This is a genomic window from Microbispora sitophila, assembly GCF_014892245.1.
Lineage (GTDB): Bacteria > Actinomycetota > Actinomycetes > Streptosporangiales > Streptosporangiaceae > Microbispora > Microbispora siamensis.
This window is the reverse complement of the sequence record NZ_JADBGC010000053.1, coordinates 1-23,726: the sequence shown is the minus strand read 5'-3', so window position 1 is coordinate 23,726 and position 23,726 is coordinate 1. Positions and strand designations below refer to the sequence as shown.

The following is a 23,726-nucleotide window of genomic DNA, read 5'->3' as shown; positions in this document are numbered from 1 at the left end:
TGTGACAGACGCGGCCGGCCGCTGGCGTTCCTGGTGACCGGCGGAAACGTCAACGACTGCACTCGCTTGCAGCAGGTGCTGCAGGCGATCCGCGTTCCCCGCCTCGGTCGCGGCCGGCCTCGGACGCGCCCTGACCACGTGGTGGCCGACAAGGGCTACAGCTCCCGCGCCATCCGCACCTACCTACGGCAACGCGGGATCAGCCACACCACCCCCGAGCGGGCCGACCAAGTCGCCGGCCGTGCCAGGCGGGGCAGCAGGGGCGGCCGTCCACCGGTCTAGGGCTTGGCTGCGGGGGTGAGCACCTCCACGCCGCTCGCCTTAAGGGCGCCCCGCAGGTCGGGTGGCGGTGCGGTGTCGGTGATCAGGTAGTCGGCGGCGCCGAGTTCCGACACCTGGGCGAACAGGCGGCGGCCGAACTTGGAGGAGTCGGCGAGGATCGCCACGCGGCCCGCACGGGAGATCATCTCCTGCATCATCGCGGCTTCGGCGAGGTTGCTCGTCGTGTAGCCGGCGTCGGCGGCGACCGCGCCGACGCCGATCAGCGCCAGATCGCAGCTGATGTCCAGCTCGGCGCCGGTGTTGGCACGGAAGCTGACCGGGCCGATCGTGGCGAGGGTGAGCGCGCGCACCGCGCCGCCGAAGACGTAGATGTCGCGGATGGCCGTAGGCGGGAGCGCGCTCGGCACCAGCAGATTGTTTGTCGCCACCGTGAGGTCGCGGTGCTGGCCCAGACTGCGGGCGAGCGCAAGGGTGGTCGTCCCGCCGTTGATCATGATAGTCGAGCCGTCCTCGACCAGTGTCGCGGCCAGTGCCCCGATCTTCTCCTTCTCCTGCTCCTGCACGGCAAGCCGCTGGTCGACGGCGCGGTCGGTGCGGGAGACCGTGGACAGGCTGACAGCGCCGCCGTATGTACGCACGAGGATGCCCTCGGCGGCCAGCTGATCGAGATCGCGTCGCACGGTGTCGATGGAGACGCCGAAGCGCTCGGCCAGCTCGCTCACTGTGACCTGGCCGGTGTCGGCCACGTACGCAGCCAGCTGAGCTTTGCGCCCGGCGGGTAGGTGGCGCTGCCGCTCGTCCTTGTCAACGCTCACTGAGTCCCCCTTGTCAGTGCGGCAGTATGCCACAAGTCCGCGTCTACTGAGCAGATTGCCGCATAGATCTGCTGAGAGCCGCAAGGGTGGGCAGAGTCGACCGAAGGCCGGTAGCGGCGGAGATCTCTACAGATCAGAGAGTGGCAATGGCGTTCCAGATCCTGCTTCAGGCACCACAGTATGCCATACTTCGCAGTTTTTTGCGGTTCTTCTCTTGTAGGCGTCCGTAACGCGCTGCTAACGTGACGCCAACTCGGCAGGAGACGGAAAGATCTCGTTATAGAAGGAGCCCGTCATGGCGGTTGGTGCAACCCGGGTGAAGCGAGTGATAGGGGCAGCGACAGCGGCTGCGACGGTCGCGTTCGTGGCGGCGTGCGGCTCGGGCTCCTCGAGCGACACCGCCTCGGACGGCAGCGTGACGCTGGAGTTCGCCCAGTGGTGGGGGGCTGAACTCCCTGCCGGGGAGTTGGACAAGATCGTTAACGATTTCACCGCCAAGAACCCGAACATCAAGATCAAGCTGCTGAGCGCGCCGTACGCTTCGACGAAGCAGCAGCTGATCACCGGCGCCGCGTCGAAAACCCTGCCCGACGTGGTGGGCCTCGACGGCGCCTGGGTCAACGACTTCGCCAAGCAGGGCGCAATCACCGATCTGTCCAAGCTGATGGCCGACGCGAAGTACGACGCCGGCCAGCTCGCCAGTCAGGTGCAGGTCAAGGGCAAGACCTACATGATCCCGGTGGTCAACTTCGTCTACCCTCTCTTCGTCAACAAGGACCTGCTCACCAAGGCCGGCGTCGCCAAGGTGCCCACCACGCGCACCCAGTTCCTCGACGCGGCCAAGAAGATCAGCGCATCCGGCAGTGACGTGAAGGGCTGGGCGCTCCCGCTCGACAGCGCCGTCCCCAACGGCATCCAGAACGACGTTATGTCCTGGCTCTGGGCGTCCGGCGGCAGCATGCTGGCCGACGGCAAGCCAAACCTGACCAGCGCGCAGGTCAAGAGCGTGGTCGAGTATGTGAAGAGCCTGAACGATGCGGGCGTCATCGCCCCCGGCTCGCTCACCATGAAAGAACAGGACAAGGTCGAGAAGTTCATCAACGGGCAGGTCGGCATGATGATCGACTCGCTCGCGCACATCAACCTGATCAAGAAGAACAAGCCGGATCTGAACTTCGAGGTGGCGGCCCTTCCGGCCGACGATGGCTACACCGGCAAGCGTGGCATCCCGTACGCGTCGTGGGGTATCGGCATCTCCAACTCCACCGAGCACAAGGCCGAGGCGTTCAAGTTCGTGTCCTACCTGCTCAGCAAGGAGACCAACGCGAAGCTGAGCACGATCGCGAATGGCTTTCCGGGTAACAAGAACGCCCAGCCCGACTTCGGCAACAGTGACCCGCTGTTCAAGACCGCTTTCGACATCTACCAGCAGGGCTACCCCGCCAACGAGTTCGTCGGCCTGCCCAAGTCCGAGGACCTGATGCGCAGCTTCGACGAGCAGCTCCAGCTCGTGCTGACCGGCAAGACGAGTGTCGACGACGCCCTCGCCAAGTCGCAGGAGTCCTGGTCCTCGGTGATCGGGTAGCCCGCCCGGGCGCCGTGCCGGTCCCCCCGCGCGGCGCGCGATCAAGGAGAAAGCGATGACATCCATGACGGCACCGAAGATGGCGGCGCCCACCGAGGAACGAGTCACACCCGGCGGGACCCGCGCTACCCTGGCCCGGCGCCTGATCCCGTACGGCTATCTGTCCCCCACGGTGCTTTTGATCGTGGTCCTGATGGTGCTCCCCATCGTCATGGTGATCAGCTACTCGTTCCAGGACAACGTGATCGTCCAGGAGAACCCGGTGTTCGCCGGGCTCGCCAACTACACCAAGGTGCTCACCGACCCGGACTTCCTGGCGGCTCTGGAGAACACCGCCATCTTCATCTCGGTCAGCACCGTGGCCCACCTGGTTCTCGGCCTGGCCTTCGCGATGATGCTCAACACCCAGTTGCTGGGCGGGGTCGCCAAGGCCGTTTTCCGAATCGTCTATATCCTGCCCTGGCTGTTCACGATCGCGGTGATCGCCGTCATCTGGCGGCTGCTGCTCGACCCGTCCGGCGTGGTCAACTACGTGCTGCACACGTTTGGTCTCATTCAGGAGGGCGTGAACTGGCTCGGCGACCCGGGCAAGGCGCTCTGGGCGGTCACGTTCGTGAACATCTGGTCCGGCTACCCGTTCTTCATGATCAGCCTGCTCGCCGGTCTGCAGGGAATCCCCAACGACCTGTACGAAGCGGCGGCGATGGACGGGACGAACTGGTTCCAGCAGTTCATGCACGTGACGCTGCCCCAACTGCGACCGGTGATCGTCAGCATGGGAGTGCTCGACCTGATCTGGACATCCCAGCAGTTCGCACTGATCTGGATGACGACCGGCGGCGGGCCGCTGCACGCCACCGAAATGGTCAGCACCTACACCTACAAGCAAGCCTTCAGCGAGTACGAGTTCGCTACCGCGTCCGCCGCCGCCGTGATCGTGCTGCTGCTGACGATGATCCTGGCCTTCTTCTACGTACGCCAGCAAAGGGAGCGGTGAGACGCATGGCCACCACCATCAAGACCCGTCGCACGCTCGCCAAGGCCGGCGTCATCACCGGCCTCGTCATCGGCGGGCTGTTCGCCGGCCTGCCGGTCCTGTGGCTGCTGTCCACCTCGTTCAAGAGCAACGGAGAAGTCTTCCAGAATCCGCCGAAGCTCATCACCAACAGCTTCTCGTTCGACGCCTACTGGGAGATCCTGGGCAACGGCACCCACCTGCGGTACTTCCTCAACAGCTACATCGTCGCCTTCGCGGTGACCATCCTGACGCTGCTGGTGGCCGTCCTGGCCGGGTTCGCGTTCAGCCGCTTCACGTTCCCGTTCCAGAAGACCATCAACGCCGTGATCGTCAGCGTCCAGGCTGTGCCGCCGATCACGCTCGTCATTCCGTACTTCGGGCTCGTCGTCGGGCTCGGGCTGTACAACACCTATCCCGGCCTGATCCTCACGCACATGGTGTTCACCCTCCCGTACGCGATCATCATGATCACCGCGTACCTGAACACGCTGCCACGAGAGCTGGACGAGTCCGTCAAGGTCGACGGCGGCACCAGCTGGACCGCGCTGTGGCGGATCCTGGTGCCGATCTCGGTGCCCGGTCTGATCGCGGTCGGCGTGTACACGTTCATGATCTCGTGGAACGAGTACCTGTTCGCGCTCACTCTGACCCGTACCGACGACATGCGCACCGTGCCGATCGGCATCCAACTGCTCATGGGCCAGCACTCGTACGAGTGGAACCAGATGATGGCGATGAGCATCCTCGGGTCCATTCCGGTCCTCCTCCTCTTCCTCCTGTTCCAGCGACGGTTCATCGGCGGGCTCACCGCCGGCGCCGTCAAGGCCTGACACACCCAGCACGCAAAAGGAGAGAACGCACAAATGCTGACGACCGGCAAGGCGATCCTGGACGTCGCCAACGAACACAGCTTCGCCGTGCCCGCCTTCAACATCAGCGACTGGGCGATGTTCAAGGGGATCGTGGAGATCAGCGAGGAGACGAACGCCCCCCTGATCGTCGGGATCCACCCGGACGAGGTGCGGCACATAGGCCGCGAGATGATCACCGGCATCGTCGAGCGGTCGCACAACTCGAGCGTCCCCATCGCGATCCACTGGGACCACGGCGCCACCTATGAGCAGATCCTGCAGGCAATCCAGTACGGCTTCACCTCCGTGATGATCGACGGGTCGCTGAAGCCGTTCGAGGAGAACATCGCGATCACCAAGAAGGTCACCGACTCCGCGCACGTTCTGGGCGTGTCGGTGGAGGGCGAGCTCGGCACGATCGGCGGGAATGACAGCTACGCCGAGGCGGGCGCCGCCGAGATCATCTACACCGACCCTGACGACGCGGTCACGTTCGTCGAGCAGACCGGCGTGGACAGCCTCGCCGTCGCGATCGGGACGTTCCACGGCCTCTACCCGGCCCACCTCAAGCCCGAGCTGAAGCTCGGCCTGCTCAAGGAGATCAAGAGCCGGGTGCAGATCCCCCTGGTGCTGCACGGCGGCTCCGGCAACCCGGACGACGAGATCCGCGAGGCGGCGCGGATCGGTATCAACAAGATCAACATCTCCACCGATATCAAGGTCGCCTACCACGACAAGATGCGCGAGGTGCTGGGCAACGACCGGAAGATGCGCGAGCCGAACGCCATCCAGCCCGCCTGCATCGATGCCATGAAAGTGGTCGCCGCCCAGAAGATCGAGCTGTTCGGCGCCGCCGGTAAGGGCTCGCTCTACTGACATGGCCGACGCGTCCCGGATAATCCTTGGTCTCGGCGGTTGCGTCGACTACGAGTTGAAGCTGACCACCAGTGTCCTGGAACAGCTTGTCGCCGAGTACGGCATCGTGGCCGCGGAGCTGACGTCGCCGGCCACGGTGACCAGTGAGCGGGACCTCGTGGTGTCGATCCTCGGGTACGTTGCCCGCGGGGGAGGCGGTGAACACTTCGTCGCCTCCGCCCCGGCGCTGTCGACCTTCGCGAACCGGTACCCGCATCGGGAAACTCTGGGCGGCACCTCGGTGCGGGCCGGGATCGTGATGAGCCGGCTCGGCGTGCCATCCACACTGCACCTGGTCAGCGTCAACAACACCTTCCGCCGGCTGCTGCCGGCGGACTGCGAGTACATCAACAGTGGTGTCGGGGACACCTTCTATCCACACCTGATCGTCCAGTACGACAAGGGCCTGCGGGTCCGGGCGGGCGACATCGACATCGTCGCGCCGTTCCCGAACCGCCTGATCTACGTCAACGACTCGGCGAACGCTGCCATGCTGCTCACCGACGATCTCGGCGACCGGTTGGGCAAGGCGGACATCTTTCTGATCTCCGGATTCAACGCCATGCGCGACGAGGCGGAGCTCGACGAGAGGCTCGCCTCCCTGAAAGAGCACATGCGGCAGCTGCCGTACGGGGCGGTGGTCTATTTCGAGGACGCGGCATACCATGAGCCCGCCTTCAGCCGCCGGGTCCGGGACGCGCTGCTCGACGAGATCAACGTGTACGGAATGAACGAGGACGAGCTGCAGTCGTACATCGGGCGCCCGGTCGACCTGCTCTCGGCCGAGGATGTCGCGGAGGCACTCACGGCGGTGCACGAGCTCATCCCGGTGCCGACGCTGGTGCTGCACACGAAGTACTGGGCTGCGGCGCTCGGCGCAGGCGATTACGCCGACGCCCTCGACACCGGCACGGTCATGGCCGCCACCCGCTACTGCCACGGCGACGAATTCAGCGAGGAGGACGTCGAGCGTGTGCGCCGACTGGCCCGGCGGACCGAGTCCGTCGCCTTCGCGGCGGCGCTGCGCTCGCGCATGGGGACGACTGTCGACTGTGTCCCCGGCTTCGCACTCGACGTCCAGAATCCCACCACCGTCGGGCTCGGCGACACGTTCGTCGGTGGCTTCCTCGCCGAGCTGGCCCTGAAGGGACATCGATGACCGTCGAGGTACTGCCTGCCAACCAGCCCGAGACGTTCTATCGCGGCGCCGGCGGGATCGCCGAGTTCCGCAACGTGCCGGGGCTGCCCGACCGCCCGGAGGACTGGGTGGGCTCGGTGACCTCCAGGTTCGGGCTCGCCCCATCCGGGCTGTCCACCCTGGCCGACGGCCGCGTGCTGGCCGAGGCGATCGCCGCGGACCCGCGCTGGTGGCTCGGCCCAGAACGCGCCGACACCGGCGTGCTGGTGAAGCTGCTCGACGCCGGCCAGCGGCTGCCATTGCACGTGCACCCTGACCGCCGCTTCGCCACCGCGCACCTCGCCTCGCCGTACGGGAAGACCGAGGCATGGGTGATCGTCTCCGCGCGGCCCGGCGCGTACGTCCATCTGGGTTTCGCCCGTGACGTGGAGGGCACCGAGCTGGCCGGCTGGGTGGACGGGCAGAACACTGAGGCGATGCTCGCCGCCACCAACAAAATCCCGGTTGCGGCCGGCGACGCGATCCTCTGCCCGGCCGGGCTGCCGCACGCGATCGGCGACGGCATCCTGCTGGTCGAGGTCCAGGAGCCGACCGACTTCTCGGTGCTGCTGGAGTACGAAGGTTTCGGCCTTGCCGGCGGCCACCTCGGCCTCGGCTACGACCTGGCCCTGCGGTGCGTCGACCGCGGCGCCTGGACGCCGTCACGCCTCGACGGACTCCGCGGTACTCCGGCGCGACTGCTGCCCGAGGCCGCGGACGAGTTCTTCGCCGTTCGCCGCCTGTATGGCGGCGAACGCCTGGAACGTGGCTTCAGCGTGCTGGTCGTGGTGGCCGGAGAGGGCAGATTGATCGGCGACAAGGACGACCTGTCGCTCCGGCGGGGAGACACGCTGCTGGTTCCGTACGCCGCCGGCCCGGTCCTTCTGGACGGCCGGGTCGAGGTGATCCGCCTCTCGGCGTCCGCCTGACCGCCCCATGTCTGTCGAGCCGGTCATCGAGGACATCTCGTCACGAGCGATCGAGCTGCTTCGAGACGCCCGCCTGCATGGTCGCAAGTACGCCATCGACGCTGTGGTCGCGGTCACTGCCCTGCGCTCGGTGCGGCCGGCCATCGTTCTGAGATCTGACGAGGACGACATGAGCCAACTGTGTGGGGAAGCAGTGCAGTTGGTCCCTGTCTGAGATGAGCGGGCGTCTCCGGAACTATTGCGGGAGAAGAACCGCTACCACCAGCAATACCTTTTTAAGGTGCCAAACGGCTACTGCGGCATCGGCGGCACCGGCGTGAGCTGCCCCGTCGGCCTGACCGCCGGCGAAGCTTGACCCGCGGTAACTGACTGATCCTGGTCCTCGGTCGCCCGGCTGACCCGGTGCCGACCGAAGGGCTGGGATCTCGAGTGGAGTCCGACACGCGACAGCCGAGGGTCGAGTCGGCGGACCCACCGTCGCTGGCCTCGGGTCAAGCGTCCGCTACATCCGTAGTGCCGCCTTCGCCGATTTTCCCCTGATGCTCGCTTCCCGTGTCGAAGAAGGTGTCAAGGTATTCATCCGGCTCGAGGTCGCTGTCCCTGAGCAACGAGAAGACCTCGGTCCCGTGCGCCGGGGTTTCCTCGCCGAGGTGGTAGGACTGGGCCAAGCCCAGGTACTCGAAAAGGCTTCCGTCGACATACTCCTCAGCCTCGCGTTCGGCCAGCAGGATGGCGTCCTCTGCGGAACCGGCACGCCAGAGGGTGATTCTCTCTTCGTAGGTGTCGTATGGCGCGCCCCATCGAAAAATGCAGCGAACCGCATACCAGCCCTTCTTCTGCGCCTCACTCACGGAGAGCCATCCTGTGGCTCCTGTATCCTCCGCGCAAGCGGACTTTGGGCATGAAGCGATCTCGGCCGTGCAGTTCTGTGCAGATATCTGTACAGTAGTGGTATGAAGGTGCTGCATGATGCCGCCGAGCTGAGCGTCACGGAGGCGGCCCAACGTGGGGTCGCTCGTCTGGTGGCCGACGCCGAGCAGGGGACAGATCTGGTGGTGACACGTCGCCACCAGCCGGTGGCGGCGGTGGTGAGCATCCGTCGCCTTAATGACCTCGAAGAGGCCGCGGCCGACCTCCGGGACTTGGCGCTCGTGCTCGCGCGCTCGGTCACCGACACCGGGGAGCGTGTCTCGCTCGATGACGTGCTCTCTGCTTTCGGGCACACGCGGGAGTCGCTGGCCGCGCTGCCGGACGATGAGTAGCCCGTGTCTGACGTCGTCTTCACGGCTCCGGCGGTCGATGATCTGCGGCGAATCGGTCCGGACGCCGCGCCCAAGGTGCTCAAGAAGATCCTTCTTTTGCTCGACAATCCCGAGGCGGGCTATCCGCTGGGCGGGGAGCTGACCGGCTTTCGCAAGCTCGTGGTCGGGCGCAACACCTGGCGGGTCGTCTATCGGATCAAGGACGACAAGTCGATCGAGATCTGCGAAGTATGGGCTGTGGGCGAGAGGGCCGATGGCGAGGTCTACGCCGAGGCCACAGCCAGGGTTCGTGCCGCCGGCGAGGGGCGTCCCGAGGTGGTGCAGCTTGGGCAGATCATCGAACGCCTGGGCGCGCTGGCCGATCACATCCGCGTCGACCAACCGCCTCCTCGGGAGCCGGTGCCGGATTGGCTCGCGGATCGCTTGATCTATACCGTCGGTATGTCTCGTGAGGACGTCGCCGCCCTCGACTTGCAGCAGGCGGTCGATCTTTGGGCCGACTTCCGGTCCAAGCCACGCTAGTTGCGAATTATCGCCCGAAGAGAATCACTACCACCAGCAATACTTGTTCAAGGTGCCCAACGGCTACTGCGGCATCGGCGGCACGGGTGTGAGCTGCCCCGTCGGCCTGACCATCGGCGAAGCCTGATCAGTTATCTGGCAGGATCGTGAGTCGTTGCCCCTTGGGAAGATGACGAGGGGCAACGACGAGATCGAATTCAAGCTGACGCGCAGCGGTGGAAGGATCTGCGGTATCGGTGCGCGCGGAGAGCAAGCAGCGCTCACCGCGCCCGCATCCCTCTCGTTCGGCGGGCATATCTGCGATCAGTAGTGGCGGGGAGCGCGGAGGTCAGACAGGGCTGGTCAGGTAGCGGGCCAGCCGGGGGAGTCTACGGGCGACCTCCCCTTCATCGGCGATGTCCCAGTCTTGCTCGCCGAACTCGGCCGCCAGAAGCGGAAACCTACTGCGGAATCCTCGAGCTTCGACGGCGGTATGGAGACGGTCCAAGGTCTCGCCGGTGACTTGCTCGTAGGCGTCGAGCGCCACGTAGGCAAGGAGTTCGAAACCCGGGTACTCCTCATCGGACCACGGGAAGCCACGACGTCGTTCGGCGAACCCCAACGGTTACTGCGGCATCGGCGGCACCAACGTCAAGCTGCTAGGTGACCCATCCGGGTGGGCCGCCTGCCCGACGGGCCTGGTTCCGACCCAGAATCGAGGCTCCAGGACCTGTCCAGTGCAAGGCAGGTCAGTGGCGGGGTAGCACACCCAGGAGGGTTGCGGTCAGGGCCAGCTTCAAGGAGTCCTTCAGCTCCAGGTGGAAGCGGGCGAGGTCGGGCTCGGCCTGATAGGCCGCCTGCAGGCTGGGTGGGGGTGTGCTGTACGCCGACAGCGCGCCGGCCATGACCATGGTTTGCAGGCTGAACAGTGTTGCGTTCTCGCCCAGCTCCGGCAGGTAGTTCTGGATCAGGGCGGACATGGTTGTCAGGCGGTCCAGGGAGGCGCGCTTGTAGCGTGCTACGACCTCGACGGAGACGTTGTGTTCCAGGACGCTGCCCTGGGCGCCGAAGAGGTCGCACAGCACCGCTCGGCTGGAGAGTGAGCGGCTGAGGATCTCTGCCACCGCTTCCGCTCGCTCCGCCATGGGGAGATCCTCGTCGATGCCGGCGGCCAACTCGCCCGCCAGTTCCGTCAGCCACTCCTGCAGGAATCGGTCCAGCAGTTCCAGCAGCACCGCCTCGCGAGACTCGAAGTAGCGCAGCACGTTCGGCTTCGCCAGGCCGACCCGGCGGCTGAGCTCGTTGAGGGTGACCGCGGCCACGGGCATCTCGTCGAGCATCGCCGACGCCATGTCGAGGATCGCCCGTCGGCGGATCTCCCGCTGCTCTTCGGTTCGCGCCCGCTGGAAAGCCACGCCCGCCAGTCTAATTTAAGTACCTCCGGTACGTTGACAAGGTACCGCGAGTACCTTAGCGTCGTCGGCACAAGATACCTTCGGTACGTTACCTAGGAGCCTCGCATGAGCGAGAAGTGGACGACGGCGAACATTCCGGACCAACGCGGGCGGGTGGCCGTGGTGACCGGTGCCAACACCGGACTGGGGTACGAGACCGCCAAGGCGCTCGCCGAGCGTGGGGCGTCAGTGGTGCTCGCCGTGCGCAGCGTCGAGAAGGGCGAGCAGGCCGCGGCCCGCATGACCGGCGACGTGACCGTGCAGGCGCTGGACCTGACCTCGCTCGACTCCGTCCGCGCCGCGGCGGCGGCGCTGCGGTCCCGGCTCGACAGGCTCGACCTGCTGATCAACAACGCCGGCGTGATGTACACCCCGAAGCAGACCACCCGGGACGGCTTCGAGATGCAGTTCGGCACCAACCACCTCGGCCACTTCGCGCTCACCGGGCTGCTGCTGGACCTGATGCTGCCGGTGCCCGGCTCGCGCGTGGTCACGGTCAGCAGCACCGGCCACCGCATCCGGGCCGCGATCCACTTCGACGACCTGCAGTGGGAGCGGTCGTACAGCCGGGTCGCCGCCTATGGTCAGTCCAAGCTGGCCAACCTGATGTTCACGTACGAGCTGCAGCGCCGGCTCGCCGCGCACGGCACCACCATCGCGGTGGCTGCGCACCCCGGCGTCTCCAGCACCGAGCTCGCCCGCAACACCCCCGCGGCCATCCGGCTTCCGCTCACCTGGCTCGCGCCGCTGATCACCCAGACGCCGGCCATGGGCGCGTTGCCGACCCTGCGCGCCGCCACCGACCCCGCCGTGCTCGGCGGCCAGTACTACGGTCCCGGCGGACGCTTCGAGGTCATGGGCCACCCCCGGCTGGTCACCTCCAGCCCGGAGTCGTACGAGATAGCCGTCCAGCAGCGGCTGTGGGCCGTCTCCGAAGACCTCACCGGGGTGAAGTTCCCCGTCGTTCAGTCCGAGCAGAACTCGTTTCCCTCCGGATCGGCCATCACGATGTAGCCCGCGCTGGGAGGAGGCGCCGGCTCATCGCGGCGCAAGCGGACGCATTGTTCGTACAGGCCGCGTTGGAACGACAACTGCCGCTGCTGACGACCGACGTCACGCTCAGCCGCGTGGTCAACGCGCTTGTTCCGGTTGAAGTGCTTCGAGAGAGTAGCGGCCGACCCCTCGACCTCATAGCCGGCCGATCGAGGCGGACGAGGCTTATCGGTGGCCGACGCCGGCCTCAGCTGCACCCGTCTCACCTGCTCGTTCGCGAGACGACGAGCATGCCATCGCGTAGGCGAGGTGCCGGGGAAGCGCGGGGTCGGCCGGGGGCTCCTCGACGTCGGTCTCAGCCTCATTGTCGAAGTCCATGGGCGCGAGTCCTAGGTCCAATACCGTTGTCTGACTCCTTGCGCTATCCGCTGACCTTCTGACGAACGGCCTCGATGCCGGCTAGCACGATGTGCAGGCCGTACTCGAAATTGTCGTCGCTGTCGACGGCGTAGAGCTCCTTCGTCACGCTTGCCGTCAGGGGATACCGGGTTTCGTCGATGGTCATCGTCTGCGCATAGGGGTTGGGGCCTTCGTAATTCTCGCCCGTGCGCGCTTGTTGCTCGATCGTGAAGCCCACGACGTAGTGCAGGACGGCGGGGAACGCGCGGGCCGCCTCGGTGGTCGAGAAGCCGGCGTCGGTGAGCGTACGCAGAACCAGTTCGAACGTCCGCCCGATGGACGGACCCGTCGAGTAGGACCCGGCAGTGACCCTGGCGCCGTCGCGGTAGCGAAGCATCGCGTCGCGCATTCTGCGTGCGAGGCCGGCGATCCATTGCTGCCAGGTCTCGTTGCGACTGGGGCCTTCGACGCCGTCGGCCGCCTCGGCCGTGATCAGCCCGGCCATCAGGTCGAGCAGCTCGTGCTTGTTCTTGACGTGCCAGTAGAGCGTGGGCGCCTGGACGTTCAGCTCCTTGGCGAGCATCCGCATGGTCAGGCCGTCGAGGCCGACGTCGTTCAGCAGCCGCAGGCCGGTCCGGGCGATCAGGTCGGGTGTGATGGGCACAGTTGACAATTTAGCACCGTTAGAGCTACATCTAACGATGTTCGAGATTACTCTAATATCGTTAGGGGCGATCATGGAGGACGTAGTCATCGCCGGCGCCGGCCCAACCGGCCTGATGCTGGCGTGCGAGCTGCGGCTGGCCGGGGTGGACGTGCTGGTACTCGAAAGGCTGACCGAGCTCACGCGTGACTCGAGGGCGGGCGGGCTGCATCCGCGGTCGCTGGAAGTGCTCGATCAGCGGGGCATGCTCGACCCGTTCCTGGCTGAGGGGCGTCCGTTGCCGGGTACGCGCTTCGCCGGACTGCCGCTCGACCTGTCAGGGCTGCCGACCCGGTATCCGTTCCTGCTGGTGATCATTCAGCGCCGGATCGAGCGGCTGCTCGAGGCTCGCGCCCGGGAGTTGGGCATTCGGATTCGCCGCGGGGTCGAGGTGACGGGCCTACGTCCAGGGCCAGCGTCGGCGGGTGCGGCGTCGCCGGCCGCGGCGTTGGCAGCCGCGGAGACGGTCGTGGTCGAGACCACGACCGGGCCCGTGGAGACGCGTTATCTGGTCGGTTGTGACGGTGGCCGCAGTGTGGTGCGCCGGCTGGCGGGCATCGACTTTCCGGGCACGCCGGCGACCACCACGTCGATCCTCGGGGACGTCGAACTCGCCGACCCGCCCGCGGAGCAGTTTCTGCTCCAGCGAACGCCACGGGGAAACTTCTCGGTGCTCGGCTTCGAGGAGGGGTGGCGGCGGGTGATCGTGGACGAGGCCGGGGCAACCGTTGCCGACTCGACGGCCATCGGTTTCGAAGATCTGCGGGCGATGCTCATCCGGGTGGCGGGCACCGATTTCGGGATGCACAGTCCACGGTGGATCTCGCGATTCACCGACGTCGCGCGGCAGGCGGCGTGTTATCGCTCCGGGCGTGTGCTGCTGGCCGGTGACGCGGCGCACATCCACTCGCCGGCCGGAGGCCAAGGGCTGAACACCGGGCTGCAGGACGCGTTCAATCTCGGCTGGAAGCTGGCGCTCGTCGTGCGAGGGAGTGTCGACGAGGAGTTGCTCGACACGTACCACGAAGAGCGGCACCCCGTGGGCGCCCGGGTGCTGTCGAACACGCGCGCGCAGAGCGCGTTGAGCGCACCCGGCGCGCATGTGGACGCGCTTCGAGCGCACGTGAGCGACATGCTCGCAACGCCGGACGCGAACCGGAAGATCGCCATGATGATCACAGGGCTGGACATCTCCTATGGACTCGGACCGCGCGTACCCGACCGGGACCTGCCCGACGGGACGCGGATGTTCGAGCACCTTCGCACGGGTCGCCCGATCCTGGCCGATGCCTCAAGCGACCCTGTGGACAGCCGCCTTGTGAACGAGCTCAAGGGATTCGGAGAACCGCTGCTGATCAGGCCCGACGGGCACCTGGCTTGGAAAGAGTCGCTGGGCCGTGAAGCGTTGTCCACAGCCCTGCGACCCTGGCGTTGACATCGTTCGAGCACTCGACCGGATACGAGAACGGGCTCAATCACCCTCCCCTTCAGCACAGCAGCATCCTCCCGTCACCTCACGACAGGGCGAACGTCGGATGATGCGGCACTAGGGCCTGTCTTCATAGTGATCGACTAGAGCCAGAGCAGGAGTGCTGCGATGGTGACCACGGCGGTGTATGAGGTGGCGGTCTTGTCGGAGCGGGTGGCCAGGGCGCGGAACTGTGTGAGCTGGTTGAAGCAGCGCTCGACCACGTTGCGGCGCTTGTAGGTCTGAGGGTCGAAGACCGGTGGACGGCCGCCCCTGCTGCCCCGCCTGGCGCGGCCGGCGACTTGGTCGGCCCGCTCCGGGGTGGCGTGGCTGATGCCGCGTTGCCGTAGGTAGGTGCGGATGGCGCGGGAGCTGTAGCCCTTGTCGGCCACCACGTGGTCAGGGCGCGTCCGAGGCCGGCCGCGGCCGAGGCGGGGAACGCGGATCGCCTGCAGCGCCTGCTGTATGCGGGTGCAGTCGTGAGACCTCCGAGCGGCGTCGCGCTACTCGGAGGTTTCATGTTTCCGGTGCCGATGGTTTGCTACTTGAAGTAGTAAACTGCCGTTATGAGTACGCCTGAACAGGCCTTCCGGCCAGGGGAAGGGCCCGCGGCCAAGGTGAGCGTCTCCTTGCGGGCCGGCAACATCCGCGCCATCAAGGAGCGTGTCGGCGCGCGCGGGTTTTCTGCCTACGTCGACGCCGCTGTGGAGCGGCAGATCGAGCGGGACCTGCTGGAGGAGGCCCTGCAGGCGAACGAGAACGAGTGCGGTCCCATCCCACAGCATCTGCGGGACGAGGCTGAGCAGCTGTTCCGTAGCGTGAAGTCCGCTCCGGAGCTACAGGAGGAGCGTGGATGGCACGCGCACGAAGCAAGCTGAGTGCGGGGACGGTCATCCTTGACTCCGAGGGACTCTCGAAGTGGTGCGCGGCCGATCAACGAGTCACCGCGATTGTCCGAGAGGCGCAGAACAACGACTTCCGCGTCGCGGTCAGCGCCTTGACGCCTATCGAGGCCTTCGACGGCCGGGTGACAAACGATCGGTTGCGCTGGCACCTGTCCCGACTGCGCGTCGAGCCGGTGACCGAGGAGGTCTCCGTCCACGCGCTGGACCTGCTCCGCGAGAGCGGCCTTCACGGCCACAAGTACGCGATCGATGCCGTCGTGGCCGCCACGGCTCTTCGCTCCACCCGGCCCGTCGTCATCCTCACCTCGGATGAGGACGACATGAGCAAGCTCTGCGGCAAGGCGGTTCGTCTCGTGGGCGTGTAGGTGCCGAGCTGTTGCCCCAGCGATACGACTACCACCAGCAGTACCTTTTCAAGGTGCCGAACGGCTATTGCGGTATCGGCGGCACCGGTGTCTCCTGCCCCGTCGGCCTGACCATCGACGAAACCTGACCTGTGGTAACCGCCTGATCCTGGCCCTCGGTTGCCCGGCTAACCCGGTGCCGACCGAGGGCCAGAGTCGTTTTCGGCGAGAACCTCCACTACAAGGCCGGACCGCTGCACGTTCCCCCGATGCACGCCCGGCGCGTTCGACGCGGACTGAACGTTTCAGCGCCGTGGCCTGGGCTCCTTTCGGCCGCCGATCGGCTCGCCGGATGAGCGGACGGTCGCGTTCACCCAGGCCGAGGCGGCCACCGGCGTGGTGCACGACCGGCCACCGCAACAAAGGTGAGCACACCGCGTCTCGCATGGCGAACGCCGCACCGGGCGACCGATCGCGACCGCCCACTTAGTCGCTTAATTTCGGGACGCGGGGCCAGCGGTGCGCCGCGTGCGTGCCGGTGGCCTCCCGGCCCCGGTCGGCACCCTGACACGGGCGGCAGTCGCCCGTCGTCGTTCGCGAAAGGACTTCCTGATGAGACGGAGTCTCGCCACCGTCGCCGCCACCGGACTGGCCGCGCTGGTCGCCGCCGGTGGGGTCACAACGGTGACGACGCCGGCTGCGGCCGCCGCCGCATGCAAGGTGACCTACAAAATCGTCAACCAATGGAGCGGCGGCTTCCAAGGCGACGTGGCCATCACCAACCTCGGCGATCCGATCAGCAGCTGGAAGCTGGAATTCGACTTCCCCGACTCCGGCCAGAGAATCGCGTCCGGCTGGAACGCCACCTGGACGCAGTCCGGCGCGCACGTGACCGCTACCAGCATGTCCTACAACGGCTCCATCGCCACCAACGCCACGGCCAGTGGCATGGCATTCACCGCGAATCTCACCGGCGCCAACCCCGTACCCACCACCTTCTGGCTCAACGGTGCCATGTGCAGCGGCCCCGTGACCCTCACCCCCACCCCCACCCCCACGGTCACAGCCACTCCGACGCCGACGCCGACCCCGACACCCACGCCGACCGTCACCACCACGCCGGGCATGCCGCGCCCCGGGGTCGGACCGTGCACGCCAGGCACGACCTACCCCAACCCGCTGCCGGCATCGTCGGTGACCGCCACCAAGATCCGGGACGGGTTCAACTTCCTGGAAGGCCCGGTCTGGGACGCCACCACCCAGACCCTGCTGCTGTCGCTCATGCGCGACGGCACCGGGCCAGAAGGCGTCCAGCCATCGGACGTTCTGCGGTACACCGAGCCGAACACCTTCCAGACCCTCATCCCCGACGCCGGCAGCAACGGCCTGGCCCTCAGCCGGGACGGCGGCACCCTGCTGGCCGCGACCCACGACCAGCGCAGCATTTCCTCCTTCAGCCTGCCCGACCTGACGCGCGGCGTGGTCGCCTCCTCCTACCAAGGCCGTGCCTTCAACTCACCCAATGACCTCACCGTCGGCGCCGACGGCACCGTCTACTTCACCGACCCCGACTTCCAGCGCGGCAACCGGCCCGACCAGATGTCCGGCCGCACCGGCGTGTTCCGGGTCAAAAACGGCGTCGTCTCGCTGATCGACGACACCATCCGGCAGCCGAATGGCATCGTGCTCTCCCCCGACGGCAAGACGCTCTATGTCGGCGGCAACGGCACGGGCCGAATCTACAAGTGGCCCGTCAACCCCGACGGCAGCGTCGGCCCCCGCGCCGACTTCGCGTCCCTGACCGGCTCGGACGGCGCGACCATCGACTGTGCCGGCAATCTCTACCAGGCCTCTTTCAACGATGGCAAGGTCCACGTGTACGCGCCGTCCGGCGTACAGCTCGGCACCATCGCCGCCGGACTGAACACCACCAACGTCGCCTTCGGCGGCCCGGACGGCCGGACGCTGTACATCACCTCGGGCACACCATCCCGCGGCGGGAACACCGGCAACTTCGGCCTCTACCGCGTCCGGCTGAACGTCCCTGGCTGGCCGTACTGACCTTTTCCCCTGAGAGCTGATCAGTCGCCGGGCAGGATCGTGAGTCGTTGCCCCTTGGGATGATGACGAGGGGCAACGACAAGATAGTCGCGCTGATCCAGCGTGGCGACCTGGCGAAGGTCGAAGCGCTCGGCAAGGGCTATCACGCAGGCGTCCACAGCCTGTGGGCGGAGCGAGGCGTAGGCCGCGAGCAGCTCGGACATTCGCCGATAGTCGTGAGGCGTCACTTCGATCACGCGGAGTTCGTCGTCGGCGACGGCAGCGCAGAACAGAGCGGGGCTGCCGCGACGGACCGGATCGGAGAGTAGATGACAGATCTCTGTCACCGCGAGCGACGGCACAACGAGTCTGGCCCAATTCTGCGCCCGTAACCGGACACAGCGGGCGTGATCCTTGTCCGCCCTGTTGAATGCCGCGACGAGGGTCCCGTGTCGCAGAGGATCACGCGGTGATCGCTCCGTCGGACTCCTCCTGGTGAGGATAGGTGAGGTACCGGTCATGATGGACGCCGAGGTCTGCTGGCCCTTGGAGCGCGCCGACGAGCGCGGCGAGATGCCGTGGAAGCGCGGGCTCGTCGAGGGGCTCCTCGATGTCGGCCCAGCCTTCGTTGTCCAAGTCCATGCTGCCAAGTGTAGGCGCCGACCTGCCCGCAGCCAGTGAGATGCCACAGAGTGCGGTGAGGAGAACTTATTGCCTGAGGTGAATCGCTACCACCAGCAATATCTCTTCAAGGTGCCCAACGGCTACTGCGGCCTCGGCGGGACGAGCACCAAGCTGGATGACCCGTCCAAGTGGTCCTGCCCGATGGGCCTGACGAGTTCGGAGCAGTGAGCACGGCAGGGGAGGAGACCCTCGTACGGCCTATCGGATCAGCTAGGTCGACGCCGGCGGCTGCATGACGGTGACCGCCGCGACCCTGGAAGCGCTCGGGCGTGTCCTCGCCAAGCAGGCGGATCGTCAGGCCGCCGTAGCGCCATCGCGATGACGGCCTTGGATCCGGCACTGCTCGTCAGGCGTGGCATGTCGGCACCATGCTGGTCGGTCTGTCGCCGTTCCCCGGCGTGCCGGCCTGCCCCCTGTCGACTTCAGCGGATTCCAGATGATGCAACATTTCGGGGTTCTGGTGCGTCTCAGGCGGGATGAACGAGAGGATTCCCGCCCGTGGATGACGCGCCGGATTTCGCGGACTTCGCCGCCGCTCGGATCGATGGGTTGTTCCGCTACGCCTACATGCTCACCGGCAATCCGCACGACGCCGCCGACCTCGTTCAAGAGGCGATGGTACGGCTGCGCAGCTCATGGCCGCGCGTGCAGCACAAGCACAACCCGGAGAGCTACGTGAGAACCACGATCACCCGGCTGCACATCTCCGTCTGGAGGCGGCGCAGGCGCGAACATCTGGCATGGGAGGTGCCCGAACAGCCGCAACCGGTGGCGGAGCCACCGCTGGACCTCTGGGGCGAACTGGCCAAACTGCCCAAGAGACAGCGTGCCGTACTGGTCCTGCGCTACTACGAGGACCGATCGGATGCCGAGATCGCCGAGATCCTCGGTATTTCTCCCGGAACCGTACGGAGCCAGGCATCCCGCGCTCTCGGCAAACTGCGTGACACCGTCAACCCCCTAAGGAGCCTGCGATGAACGACGTCGAAGAGGCGCTGCGCCGTACGTTCGCCCGTGCGGAGGCGCGGATCCCGGCCCTGCCGCCGGATCTGCTGCGCCAGGTGACCGTGGGGAAGACCCGGCGCACGCGCCGTGGCCTGGTGTCGGCGACCGCGATTGCCACCTGTCTGGTGATCGGGGCGGTGTCAGCCGTGACATGGCGGGCTCCCGAGTCGCCACCCGCCGTCACGGCCAAGCCTGCGCCGCACATTCACGAACCACGGATCGTGAAGGAGATCGCGCCGCCACTGGAACAGGTGCTGCCTTCGGTGATCGCGGAGGTCCCTCGGAAGGTCCCCAACGGTGAGGCCTTCACGCCGAAGCTGTTCATCGATTCACGCACCATGCTCGGGTACGTGTCGAAGAAGGGCGACGATCCTGCGCCTGAATTGTGGACTTATCACCTGGAATCGCAGACCTTTCAGCGCCTGGCCATCATCGACCATCCCATCGCGCCGGTGGACTCGCTGGCGGTGGGCGAAGGCGTGATCGCCTGGTTCAAGTACGTGGACCGAGACATCCACATCATGACGATTCCGGTGACCGGGGGCACTCCCCGCACGGTGGTCTCGTTCCCGGCCGAGCTGGATGTGGACAAGGTGAACGGGGACACCATCCACGGTGTGGACCTGGCCGTCGGAGGCGGCAGGATCTTCTGGTCGTCGACCAAGTCGGGGGGCGTCAACCAGGTTCCGGTGGCGGGCGGCGAACCGTCGTTCGTCCCGGGCACGGAGGGGCTGCGTCTCTTCTCCTGGCCCTGGGCGGGGCGTCCCGCCGATGGTCCGGCAGCCATGACGAATCTGCTCAACCTGAGCACCGGGGAGCGGCTCGACGATCCAGCGCAGGCGCGGTGCGATGTGACCTGGTGCCTCACCGGCAACCAGGCGACCCGCCGCGACGGCAGCCAGGTTCTGGACCTGCCGGGCGACAGCCCCCGGTCACTCGTGGCCGACCGCTTCGTCACCATGACTCAGGTCGACGAGCAGGGACGGAAGGCCTCAGTGATCTTCGATCTCGCCACATCACGAGCCGGCAGGCTGTGGATTCGCAACGACCGCAAGGCATCCCCCACTCTCTACATCGGTACGGAGATGCTCTACTTCAAGCGCGGTGACAAGTGGGCCGTCATTCATGACTCGGACCGTTAGGCCAGGAACCTGCGCTCCGGCCCCCGCCGGGGCTGCCGAGCATCGCCTGGATGTGCCGGCCGGCTGCTGCGGCACCGACGTCACGTCATGTGACGCGACCTCGCAGGTCAGCCGGCACTCGCCATAGTGGTGATCACTAGCGGGAAAGATCGTGCGCGCCGCCGAAACGTCCGTCCTGGGCTGTGCCGATGATCTGCATCCGGTCATCCAACCGGCTCAGGGTCACTGATCGCCGGGCGGAACGGATTCCATCCGGTGATCAGCTCGTTCACGTGATGCTCATCGGACGGTGACCCGGTCGCCGGCTGGTGCGCCGACCGGCGAGTCCTTCACCAGATAGGTGGCCAGGGCCCCTCTGTCGTCAGGGCCACCGCGATAGACGCTGGTGACTCCCCGCCATCGGGGGAAACCTTCGTAGCCGCCCACCAGGATGTAGTTGGCCGCGATTTCGATGACCTGGTCGTCGGTTACCGGAACGCCGTTCAACGTCATCTCGGTGACAGCGCCGCCCTCCAGTGTGTAGCGGAGCGAGGACGACGGCGTGAGCACCCAGCCCTGCGCATTCGGGTGGGCGAGGACGGACTTCAGCGCGGCGCCGGGGATCGCCCACACGTCCACCGCGAACCCGGCCGGAAGCGTCGCGAACACCTCCTCGTAGGTGACCGGGCCCGCGTCGAGGTTGGCATCGGCGACCAGTTCGGCCAACGGGCCGCCGGTGGGCGTCCGAACGATGGGCTCGGAGGTCTCGTCCATTGCTCGGTGCCGACGATGCGGTATTGGATGAGTTGCAGGCCCGGAGGGAGTCCTTCGAAGGTCCCGTAGACCTTGAAGGTCAACGGGCACTTCGTCGCAGTGATTCGCTCGAATGAGAGGGTGAGTTTCTGCACCGGATTTCCGGCCGATGCGAGTGGGGCGGAAGCCGTACCGGAAAAAGATCGCTGGGGTGCGGCTTGCGTGGCGGGAACGAAAGCACCGGACGCCAGGACCGTGACGCCCACCAGCCCTCCGATTCGACCAGCAAGGTTGGGCCCCCGGCCGTGGGCGAGCCGGTTCTCGGCTAGTGCGCTGTCCACCAACGTTCACCGGGGTGGAGGGAGCGGAGCGGAAGGGAGCGAGGACCGCAGCGAAGGCCCAGCGGAGCGGGCTTCGCGAGGACCGGAGGTTCCTTCCGGCGCAGTGACCGACCCGGCCAAGGGTCGTGGACACCCCACTAGCTGACACCACCCCAGCCTTCCGCGACCCACGTCCACCAGACCTCGAACCCGGCAGAACCAATACTTGGCATGGTTGTCACCGGCGTCAGCGCGCGGTCGGTTGAAACTTTCATCACTAGCCGTCTCGCTCACGGTGCGGGCCGGGCCGGTAATGCCAGATAGGTGCGTTCCCGAAGGTTGAAGTGCCACCGGAGCTCTCGATCTTCCTCTTGACGCAACCAGGCGAGTCCTAGTTTGATCCGCCATTAACCACCGGCATCGACACCTGTGGACACGACTCCTCGCGTCGCAGAATGTGAGCGCTAACACGCGTGGCCTAGGGAAGGAGGGTCTCCATGATCGGAGGCGGTCCGCGGCCGCGCGCCACCTTAGCGGCATCCAGGCGTGGCCGACATCGGGAGGGCCCGAAGTCTTGACGCGGCCTTCGCCTGGTCGCACTTGCTCCGCTGCACCAGCAATCAAAGTAGCCGAGGGAGAGGAGCCCGAGTTGCCGACATAATGTTAGCGATAACAAATCCACGGTGACGCCACCCCGGTCCAGACGACGATCGGCGCAACCGCGGTTTCGCCCCTCGAACGGCGTGCTGTGTACGGTGGCGCGCCGGCTGAGGGGGGCGTACTCGTCACCGCAGCCACCTCGACCTTTCCGTCGCCCCTGCCCGGGGGCGAGGTCTCGAAGAATGCGGGTCTCGAGCTCCGCACGCGAACGACGACGAACCGGGCCGGACGGAGACGATTCGCGAACCCGTCGACCTCTTGGCGGCAGGGCTCAGGATCCAGTCCCGATCGGCCGACTATCCCTGCCCGCCCCGTGAGACCACTGCGGTTTTCCCTGGTGTGGCCCGTTTCGCCACACCTTCACCCCCAAGGAGAACGAAATAATGGATTCACCCCCCATTCGTGTGAGGAGCGGTCGGCGTCGTTCGCCGGCCGGTGTCGGCGTGCGCCTCGTGGCGACGCTGGCCACGGTGCTGACGACGGTGGTGGCGGCCGCCGTGACGTGGTCGGTGCCGGCGTCGGCTGCGGTGGCGCCGCTGGTGAGTGCGGCGTCGGGGCGGTGCCTGGACGTGGCGGGCAACACCGACGCGCTGGGCACGGGCCTGCAGATCTGGGACTGCAGCGGTCAGGCGAACCAGGCGTTCGAGTTCACCTCGGCCGGTGAGCTGCGGACCTTCAACGGCACGCGGTGCGTGGACGCGTACGGCCAGGGGACCTCGAACGGCACGAAGGTCGTCATCTGGTCCTGCAACGGCCAGGCCAACCAGAAGTGGCAGCAGAACGCCGACGGCTCCATCAGGGGCGTGCAGTCGGGTCTGTGCTTGGACGTGACCGGCATGGGCACGGCCAACGGGACCGCCGTCCAACTGTGGACCTGCAACGGGCAGACCAACCAGAAGTGGAGCATCTCCGGAGGCGGCCCGAGCTCGACGCCGTCCCCGTCGGTGACGCCGACCGGCACGTGCAATCTTCCGTCGACGTACCGCTGGACGTCGACGGGTGCGCTGGCGAACCCGAAGTCGGGGTGGGTCTCGCTGAAGGACTTCACCAACGTCGTCTACAACGGCAAGCACCTCGTCTACGCGACGACGCACGACTATGGATCGAGCTGGGGTTCGATGAACTTCGGCCTCTTCACGAACTGGTCCGACATGGCCTCGGCCAGCCAGAACACGATGAACTTCTCCGCTGTCGCGCCCACGCTGTTCTACTTCGCCCCGAAGAACATCTGGGTGCTGGCCTACCAGTGGGGCGGGACCGCCTTCTCCTACCGGACCTCCAGCGACCCCACCAACCCGAACGGCTGGTCGTCGCAGCAGACCCTGTCCACCGCGAGCATCTCCGGCTCCGGAACGGGCCCCATCGACCAGACGCTCATCGGCGACGGCCAGAACATGTACCTGTTCTTCGCCGGCGACAACGGCAAGATCTACCGGCAGAGCATGCCCATCGGGAACTTCCCGGGCAGCTTCGGCTCGAACTACACGACGATCATGAGCGACACCCAGGCCAACCTGTTCGAGGCGGTCGAGGTCTACAAGC

General features: G+C 66.5%; 26 protein-coding genes and 5 pseudogenes. 22 read left to right on the top strand and 9 right to left on the bottom strand.

The features are described 5' to 3' along the window. Positions 1–255: pseudogene (locus tag IL992_RS44865) on the top strand (transposase); the annotation flags it as partial. A 23-nt stretch (positions 256–278) separates the two neighbouring features. Here the strand turns inward: IL992_RS44865 and IL992_RS44860 are convergent. Next, complete coding sequence (locus tag IL992_RS44860; protein WP_319019242.1) at positions 279–1,097, bottom strand: DeoR/GlpR family DNA-binding transcription regulator; 819 nt, start codon at positions 1,095–1,097, stop codon at positions 279–281. Positions 1,098–1,392: 295 nt separating this feature from the next. Between IL992_RS44860 and IL992_RS44855 the strand changes: the two genes are divergently transcribed. The 8 genes and pseudogenes from IL992_RS44855 to IL992_RS47370 form a co-directional block, all read left to right on the top strand. Continuing rightward, positions 1,393–2,682, top strand: coding sequence for an ABC transporter substrate-binding protein (locus tag IL992_RS44855; protein ID WP_193209382.1), 1,290 nt, complete (start codon positions 1,393–1,395; stop codon positions 2,680–2,682). A gap of 55 nt (positions 2,683–2,737) precedes the next feature. Beyond that, complete coding sequence (locus IL992_RS44850; protein WP_226874948.1) at positions 2,738–3,679, top strand: carbohydrate ABC transporter permease; 942 nt, start codon at positions 2,738–2,740, stop codon at positions 3,677–3,679. A gap of 5 nt (positions 3,680–3,684) precedes the next feature. After that, the gene (locus IL992_RS44845; RefSeq protein WP_193209381.1) at positions 3,685–4,530 is read left to right on the top strand and encodes a carbohydrate ABC transporter permease; all 846 of its coding nucleotides are present in this window, start codon (positions 3,685–3,687) and stop codon (positions 4,528–4,530) included. Between the two features lie 33 nt (positions 4,531–4,563). Next, positions 4,564–5,427 (top strand): ketose-bisphosphate aldolase, encoded by an 864-nt coding sequence (locus tag IL992_RS44840; protein ID WP_193209380.1) that lies wholly within the window; start codon positions 4,564–4,566, stop codon positions 5,425–5,427. A gap of 1 nt (position 5,428) precedes the next feature. After that, positions 5,429–6,625 carry an ADP-dependent glucokinase/phosphofructokinase gene (locus tag IL992_RS44835; RefSeq protein WP_193209379.1) on the top strand — a complete coding sequence of 399 codons (1,197 nt, stop codon included), beginning with the start codon at positions 5,429–5,431 and terminating at the stop codon, positions 6,623–6,625. After that, on the top strand, positions 6,622–7,572 hold the full coding sequence (locus IL992_RS44830; protein ID WP_193209378.1) for a class I mannose-6-phosphate isomerase: 951 nt from the start codon (positions 6,622–6,624) through the stop codon (positions 7,570–7,572). The genes IL992_RS44835 and IL992_RS44830 overlap by 4 nt, the downstream gene beginning before the upstream one ends. 7 nt (positions 7,573–7,579) lie before the next feature. Continuing rightward, entirely contained in the window at positions 7,580–7,786 is a 207-nt protein-coding gene (locus IL992_RS44825; RefSeq protein WP_193209377.1) for a hypothetical protein, read from the top strand. 42 nt (positions 7,787–7,828) lie between these two features. Continuing rightward, positions 7,829–7,927, top strand: a pseudogene (locus IL992_RS47370) (peptide-methionine (S)-S-oxide reductase MsrA); the annotation flags it as partial. Positions 7,928–8,063: 136 nt separating this feature from the next. Here the strand turns inward: IL992_RS47370 and IL992_RS44820 are convergent. Next, positions 8,064–8,423: a hypothetical protein gene (locus IL992_RS44820; RefSeq protein ID WP_193209376.1), complete on the bottom strand. Its 360-nt coding sequence runs from the start codon at positions 8,421–8,423 to the stop codon at positions 8,064–8,066. A 102-nt stretch (positions 8,424–8,525) separates the two neighbouring features. Between IL992_RS44820 and IL992_RS44815 the strand changes: the two genes are divergently transcribed. The 3 genes and pseudogenes from IL992_RS44815 to IL992_RS47365 form a co-directional block, all read left to right on the top strand. After that, positions 8,526–8,834: a type II toxin-antitoxin system prevent-host-death family antitoxin gene (locus tag IL992_RS44815; RefSeq protein WP_193209375.1), complete on the top strand. Its 309-nt coding sequence runs from the start codon at positions 8,526–8,528 to the stop codon at positions 8,832–8,834. 3 nt (positions 8,835–8,837) lie between these two features. Further along, positions 8,838–9,356, top strand: a complete 519-nt coding sequence (locus tag IL992_RS44810) for a type II toxin-antitoxin system RelE family toxin (RefSeq protein ID WP_193209374.1) — start codon at positions 8,838–8,840, stop codon at positions 9,354–9,356. 28 nt (positions 9,357–9,384) lie between these two features. After that, positions 9,385–9,483, top strand: a pseudogene (locus tag IL992_RS47365) (peptide-methionine (S)-S-oxide reductase MsrA); the annotation flags it as partial. A 201-nt stretch (positions 9,484–9,684) separates the two neighbouring features. Here IL992_RS47365 and IL992_RS44805 read toward each other — a convergent pair. Further along, positions 9,685–9,957, bottom strand: coding sequence for a hypothetical protein (locus IL992_RS44805; RefSeq protein WP_193209373.1), 273 nt, complete (start codon positions 9,955–9,957; stop codon positions 9,685–9,687). 127 nt (positions 9,958–10,084) lie between these two features. Then, the gene (locus tag IL992_RS44800) at positions 10,085–10,750 is read right to left on the bottom strand and encodes a TetR/AcrR family transcriptional regulator (protein WP_193209372.1); all 666 of its coding nucleotides are present in this window, start codon (positions 10,748–10,750) and stop codon (positions 10,085–10,087) included. A gap of 105 nt (positions 10,751–10,855) precedes the next feature. Here IL992_RS44800 and IL992_RS44795 point away from each other — a divergent pair, with 105 nt between their 5' ends. Then, complete coding sequence (locus IL992_RS44795; protein ID WP_193209371.1) at positions 10,856–11,803, top strand: SDR family NAD(P)-dependent oxidoreductase; 948 nt, start codon at positions 10,856–10,858, stop codon at positions 11,801–11,803. 400 nt (positions 11,804–12,203) lie between these two features. On the opposite strand, the gene IL992_RS44790 is transcribed toward IL992_RS44795, so the two are convergent. Further along, entirely contained in the window at positions 12,204–12,845 is a 642-nt protein-coding gene (locus IL992_RS44790) for a TetR/AcrR family transcriptional regulator C-terminal domain-containing protein (protein WP_319019241.1), read from the bottom strand. A gap of 73 nt (positions 12,846–12,918) precedes the next feature. On the opposite strand from IL992_RS44790, the gene IL992_RS44785 reads away from it, so the two are divergent. Beyond that, a complete protein-coding gene (locus tag IL992_RS44785; RefSeq protein ID WP_193209369.1) occupies positions 12,919–14,319 on the top strand; it encodes an FAD-dependent monooxygenase in 1,401 nt (466 codons plus the stop codon). A gap of 137 nt (positions 14,320–14,456) precedes the next feature. Here the strand turns inward: IL992_RS44785 and IL992_RS44780 are convergent. Continuing rightward, positions 14,457–14,834: pseudogene (locus tag IL992_RS44780) on the bottom strand (transposase); the annotation flags it as partial. Between the two features lie 84 nt (positions 14,835–14,918). Here IL992_RS44780 and IL992_RS44775 point away from each other — a divergent pair. The 4 genes and pseudogenes from IL992_RS44775 (at position 14,919) to IL992_RS44760 (ending at position 17,662) form a co-directional block, all read left to right on the top strand. Next, on the top strand, positions 14,919–15,230 hold the full coding sequence (locus tag IL992_RS44775; protein WP_193209368.1) for a hypothetical protein: 312 nt from the start codon (positions 14,919–14,921) through the stop codon (positions 15,228–15,230). Next, positions 15,206–15,622 (top strand): PIN domain-containing protein, encoded by a 417-nt coding sequence (locus tag IL992_RS44770; RefSeq protein ID WP_193209367.1) that lies wholly within the window; start codon positions 15,206–15,208, stop codon positions 15,620–15,622. The genes IL992_RS44775 and IL992_RS44770 overlap by 25 nt, the downstream gene beginning before the upstream one ends. 26 nt (positions 15,623–15,648) lie before the next feature. Next, positions 15,649–15,750 (top strand): annotated as a pseudogene (locus tag IL992_RS44765) (peptide-methionine (S)-S-oxide reductase MsrA); the annotation flags it as partial. A 463-nt stretch (positions 15,751–16,213) separates the two neighbouring features. Next, positions 16,214–17,662 carry an SMP-30/gluconolactonase/LRE family protein gene (locus IL992_RS44760; protein WP_226874947.1) on the top strand — a complete coding sequence of 483 codons (1,449 nt, stop codon included), beginning with the start codon at positions 16,214–16,216 and terminating at the stop codon, positions 17,660–17,662. Between the two features lie 20 nt (positions 17,663–17,682). Here the strand turns inward: IL992_RS44760 and IL992_RS44755 are convergent, their stop codons facing one another. After that, positions 17,683–18,162 carry a type II toxin-antitoxin system VapC family toxin gene (locus IL992_RS44755; RefSeq protein ID WP_193209366.1) on the bottom strand — a complete coding sequence of 160 codons (480 nt, stop codon included), beginning with the start codon at positions 18,160–18,162 and terminating at the stop codon, positions 17,683–17,685. Further along, positions 18,104–18,283 (bottom strand): hypothetical protein, encoded by a 180-nt coding sequence (locus IL992_RS44750; RefSeq protein WP_193209365.1) that lies wholly within the window; start codon positions 18,281–18,283, stop codon positions 18,104–18,106. The genes IL992_RS44755 and IL992_RS44750 overlap by 59 nt, the downstream gene beginning before the upstream one ends. Positions 18,284–18,352: 69 nt before the next feature. Between IL992_RS44750 and IL992_RS44745 the strand changes: the two genes are divergently transcribed. The 3 genes from IL992_RS44745 to IL992_RS44735 all read left to right on the top strand — a co-directional run bounded on the left by IL992_RS44745 (position 18,353) and on the right by IL992_RS44735 (position 20,472). Further along, positions 18,353–18,493, top strand: coding sequence for a hypothetical protein (locus IL992_RS44745; protein WP_193209364.1), 141 nt, complete (start codon positions 18,353–18,355; stop codon positions 18,491–18,493). Between the two features lie 330 nt (positions 18,494–18,823). Further along, positions 18,824–19,303, top strand: coding sequence for a SigE family RNA polymerase sigma factor (locus IL992_RS44740; protein ID WP_193209363.1), 480 nt, complete (start codon positions 18,824–18,826; stop codon positions 19,301–19,303). Beyond that, the gene (locus tag IL992_RS44735; protein WP_193209362.1) at positions 19,300–20,472 is read left to right on the top strand and encodes a hypothetical protein; all 1,173 of its coding nucleotides are present in this window, start codon (positions 19,300–19,302) and stop codon (positions 20,470–20,472) included. The genes IL992_RS44740 and IL992_RS44735 overlap by 4 nt, the downstream gene beginning before the upstream one ends. A gap of 279 nt (positions 20,473–20,751) precedes the next feature. On the opposite strand, the gene IL992_RS44730 is transcribed toward IL992_RS44735, so the two are convergent. Beyond that, a complete protein-coding gene (locus tag IL992_RS44730; RefSeq protein ID WP_193209361.1) occupies positions 20,752–21,225 on the bottom strand; it encodes a 5'-nucleotidase C-terminal domain-containing protein in 474 nt (157 codons plus the stop codon). Between the two features lie 1,402 nt (positions 21,226–22,627). On the opposite strand from IL992_RS44730, the gene IL992_RS44725 reads away from it, so the two are divergent. Beyond that, the coding region (locus tag IL992_RS44725) for a non-reducing end alpha-L-arabinofuranosidase family hydrolase (RefSeq protein ID WP_319019240.1) at positions 22,628–23,726 on the top strand (1,099 nt) is incomplete at its 3' end.

What these genes read in the sequence shown, in the direction of transcription:
- IL992_RS44840 (WP_193209380.1), top strand. Translation starts at nt 4,564, where the DNA reads ATGCTGACGACCGGCAAGGCGATCCTGGACGTCGCCAACGAACACAGC.
- IL992_RS44755 (WP_193209366.1), bottom strand. Translation starts at nt 18,162, where the DNA reads ATGACCGGTACCTCACCTATCCTCACCAGGAGGAGTCCGACGGAGCGA.
- IL992_RS44760 (WP_226874947.1), top strand. Translation starts at nt 16,214, where the DNA reads ATGAGACGGAGTCTCGCCACCGTCGCCGCCACCGGACTGGCCGCGCTG.
- IL992_RS44835 (WP_193209379.1), top strand. Translation starts at nt 5,429, where the DNA reads ATGGCCGACGCGTCCCGGATAATCCTTGGTCTCGGCGGTTGCGTCGAC.
- IL992_RS44795 (WP_193209371.1), top strand. Translation starts at nt 10,856, where the DNA reads ATGAGCGAGAAGTGGACGACGGCGAACATTCCGGACCAACGCGGGCGG.
- IL992_RS44735 (WP_193209362.1), top strand. Translation starts at nt 19,300, where the DNA reads ATGAACGACGTCGAAGAGGCGCTGCGCCGTACGTTCGCCCGTGCGGAG.
- IL992_RS44730 (WP_193209361.1), bottom strand. Translation starts at nt 21,225, where the DNA reads ATGGACGAGACCTCCGAGCCCATCGTTCGGACGCCCACCGGCGGCCCG.
- IL992_RS44770 (WP_193209367.1), top strand. Translation starts at nt 15,206, where the DNA reads ATGGCACGCGCACGAAGCAAGCTGAGTGCGGGGACGGTCATCCTTGAC.
- IL992_RS44830 (WP_193209378.1), top strand. Translation starts at nt 6,622, where the DNA reads ATGACCGTCGAGGTACTGCCTGCCAACCAGCCCGAGACGTTCTATCGC.
- IL992_RS44815 (WP_193209375.1), top strand. Translation starts at nt 8,526, where the DNA reads ATGAAGGTGCTGCATGATGCCGCCGAGCTGAGCGTCACGGAGGCGGCC.
- IL992_RS44850 (WP_226874948.1), top strand. Translation starts at nt 2,738, where the DNA reads ATGACATCCATGACGGCACCGAAGATGGCGGCGCCCACCGAGGAACGA.
- IL992_RS44825 (WP_193209377.1), top strand. Translation starts at nt 7,580, where the DNA reads ATGTCTGTCGAGCCGGTCATCGAGGACATCTCGTCACGAGCGATCGAG.
- IL992_RS44775 (WP_193209368.1), top strand. Translation starts at nt 14,919, where the DNA reads ATGAGTACGCCTGAACAGGCCTTCCGGCCAGGGGAAGGGCCCGCGGCC.
- IL992_RS44845 (WP_193209381.1), top strand. Translation starts at nt 3,685, where the DNA reads ATGGCCACCACCATCAAGACCCGTCGCACGCTCGCCAAGGCCGGCGTC.
- IL992_RS44855 (WP_193209382.1), top strand. Translation starts at nt 1,393, where the DNA reads ATGGCGGTTGGTGCAACCCGGGTGAAGCGAGTGATAGGGGCAGCGACA.
- IL992_RS44785 (WP_193209369.1), top strand. Translation starts at nt 12,919, where the DNA reads ATGGAGGACGTAGTCATCGCCGGCGCCGGCCCAACCGGCCTGATGCTG.
- IL992_RS44750 (WP_193209365.1), bottom strand. Translation starts at nt 18,283, where the DNA reads ATGGACTTGGACAACGAAGGCTGGGCCGACATCGAGGAGCCCCTCGAC.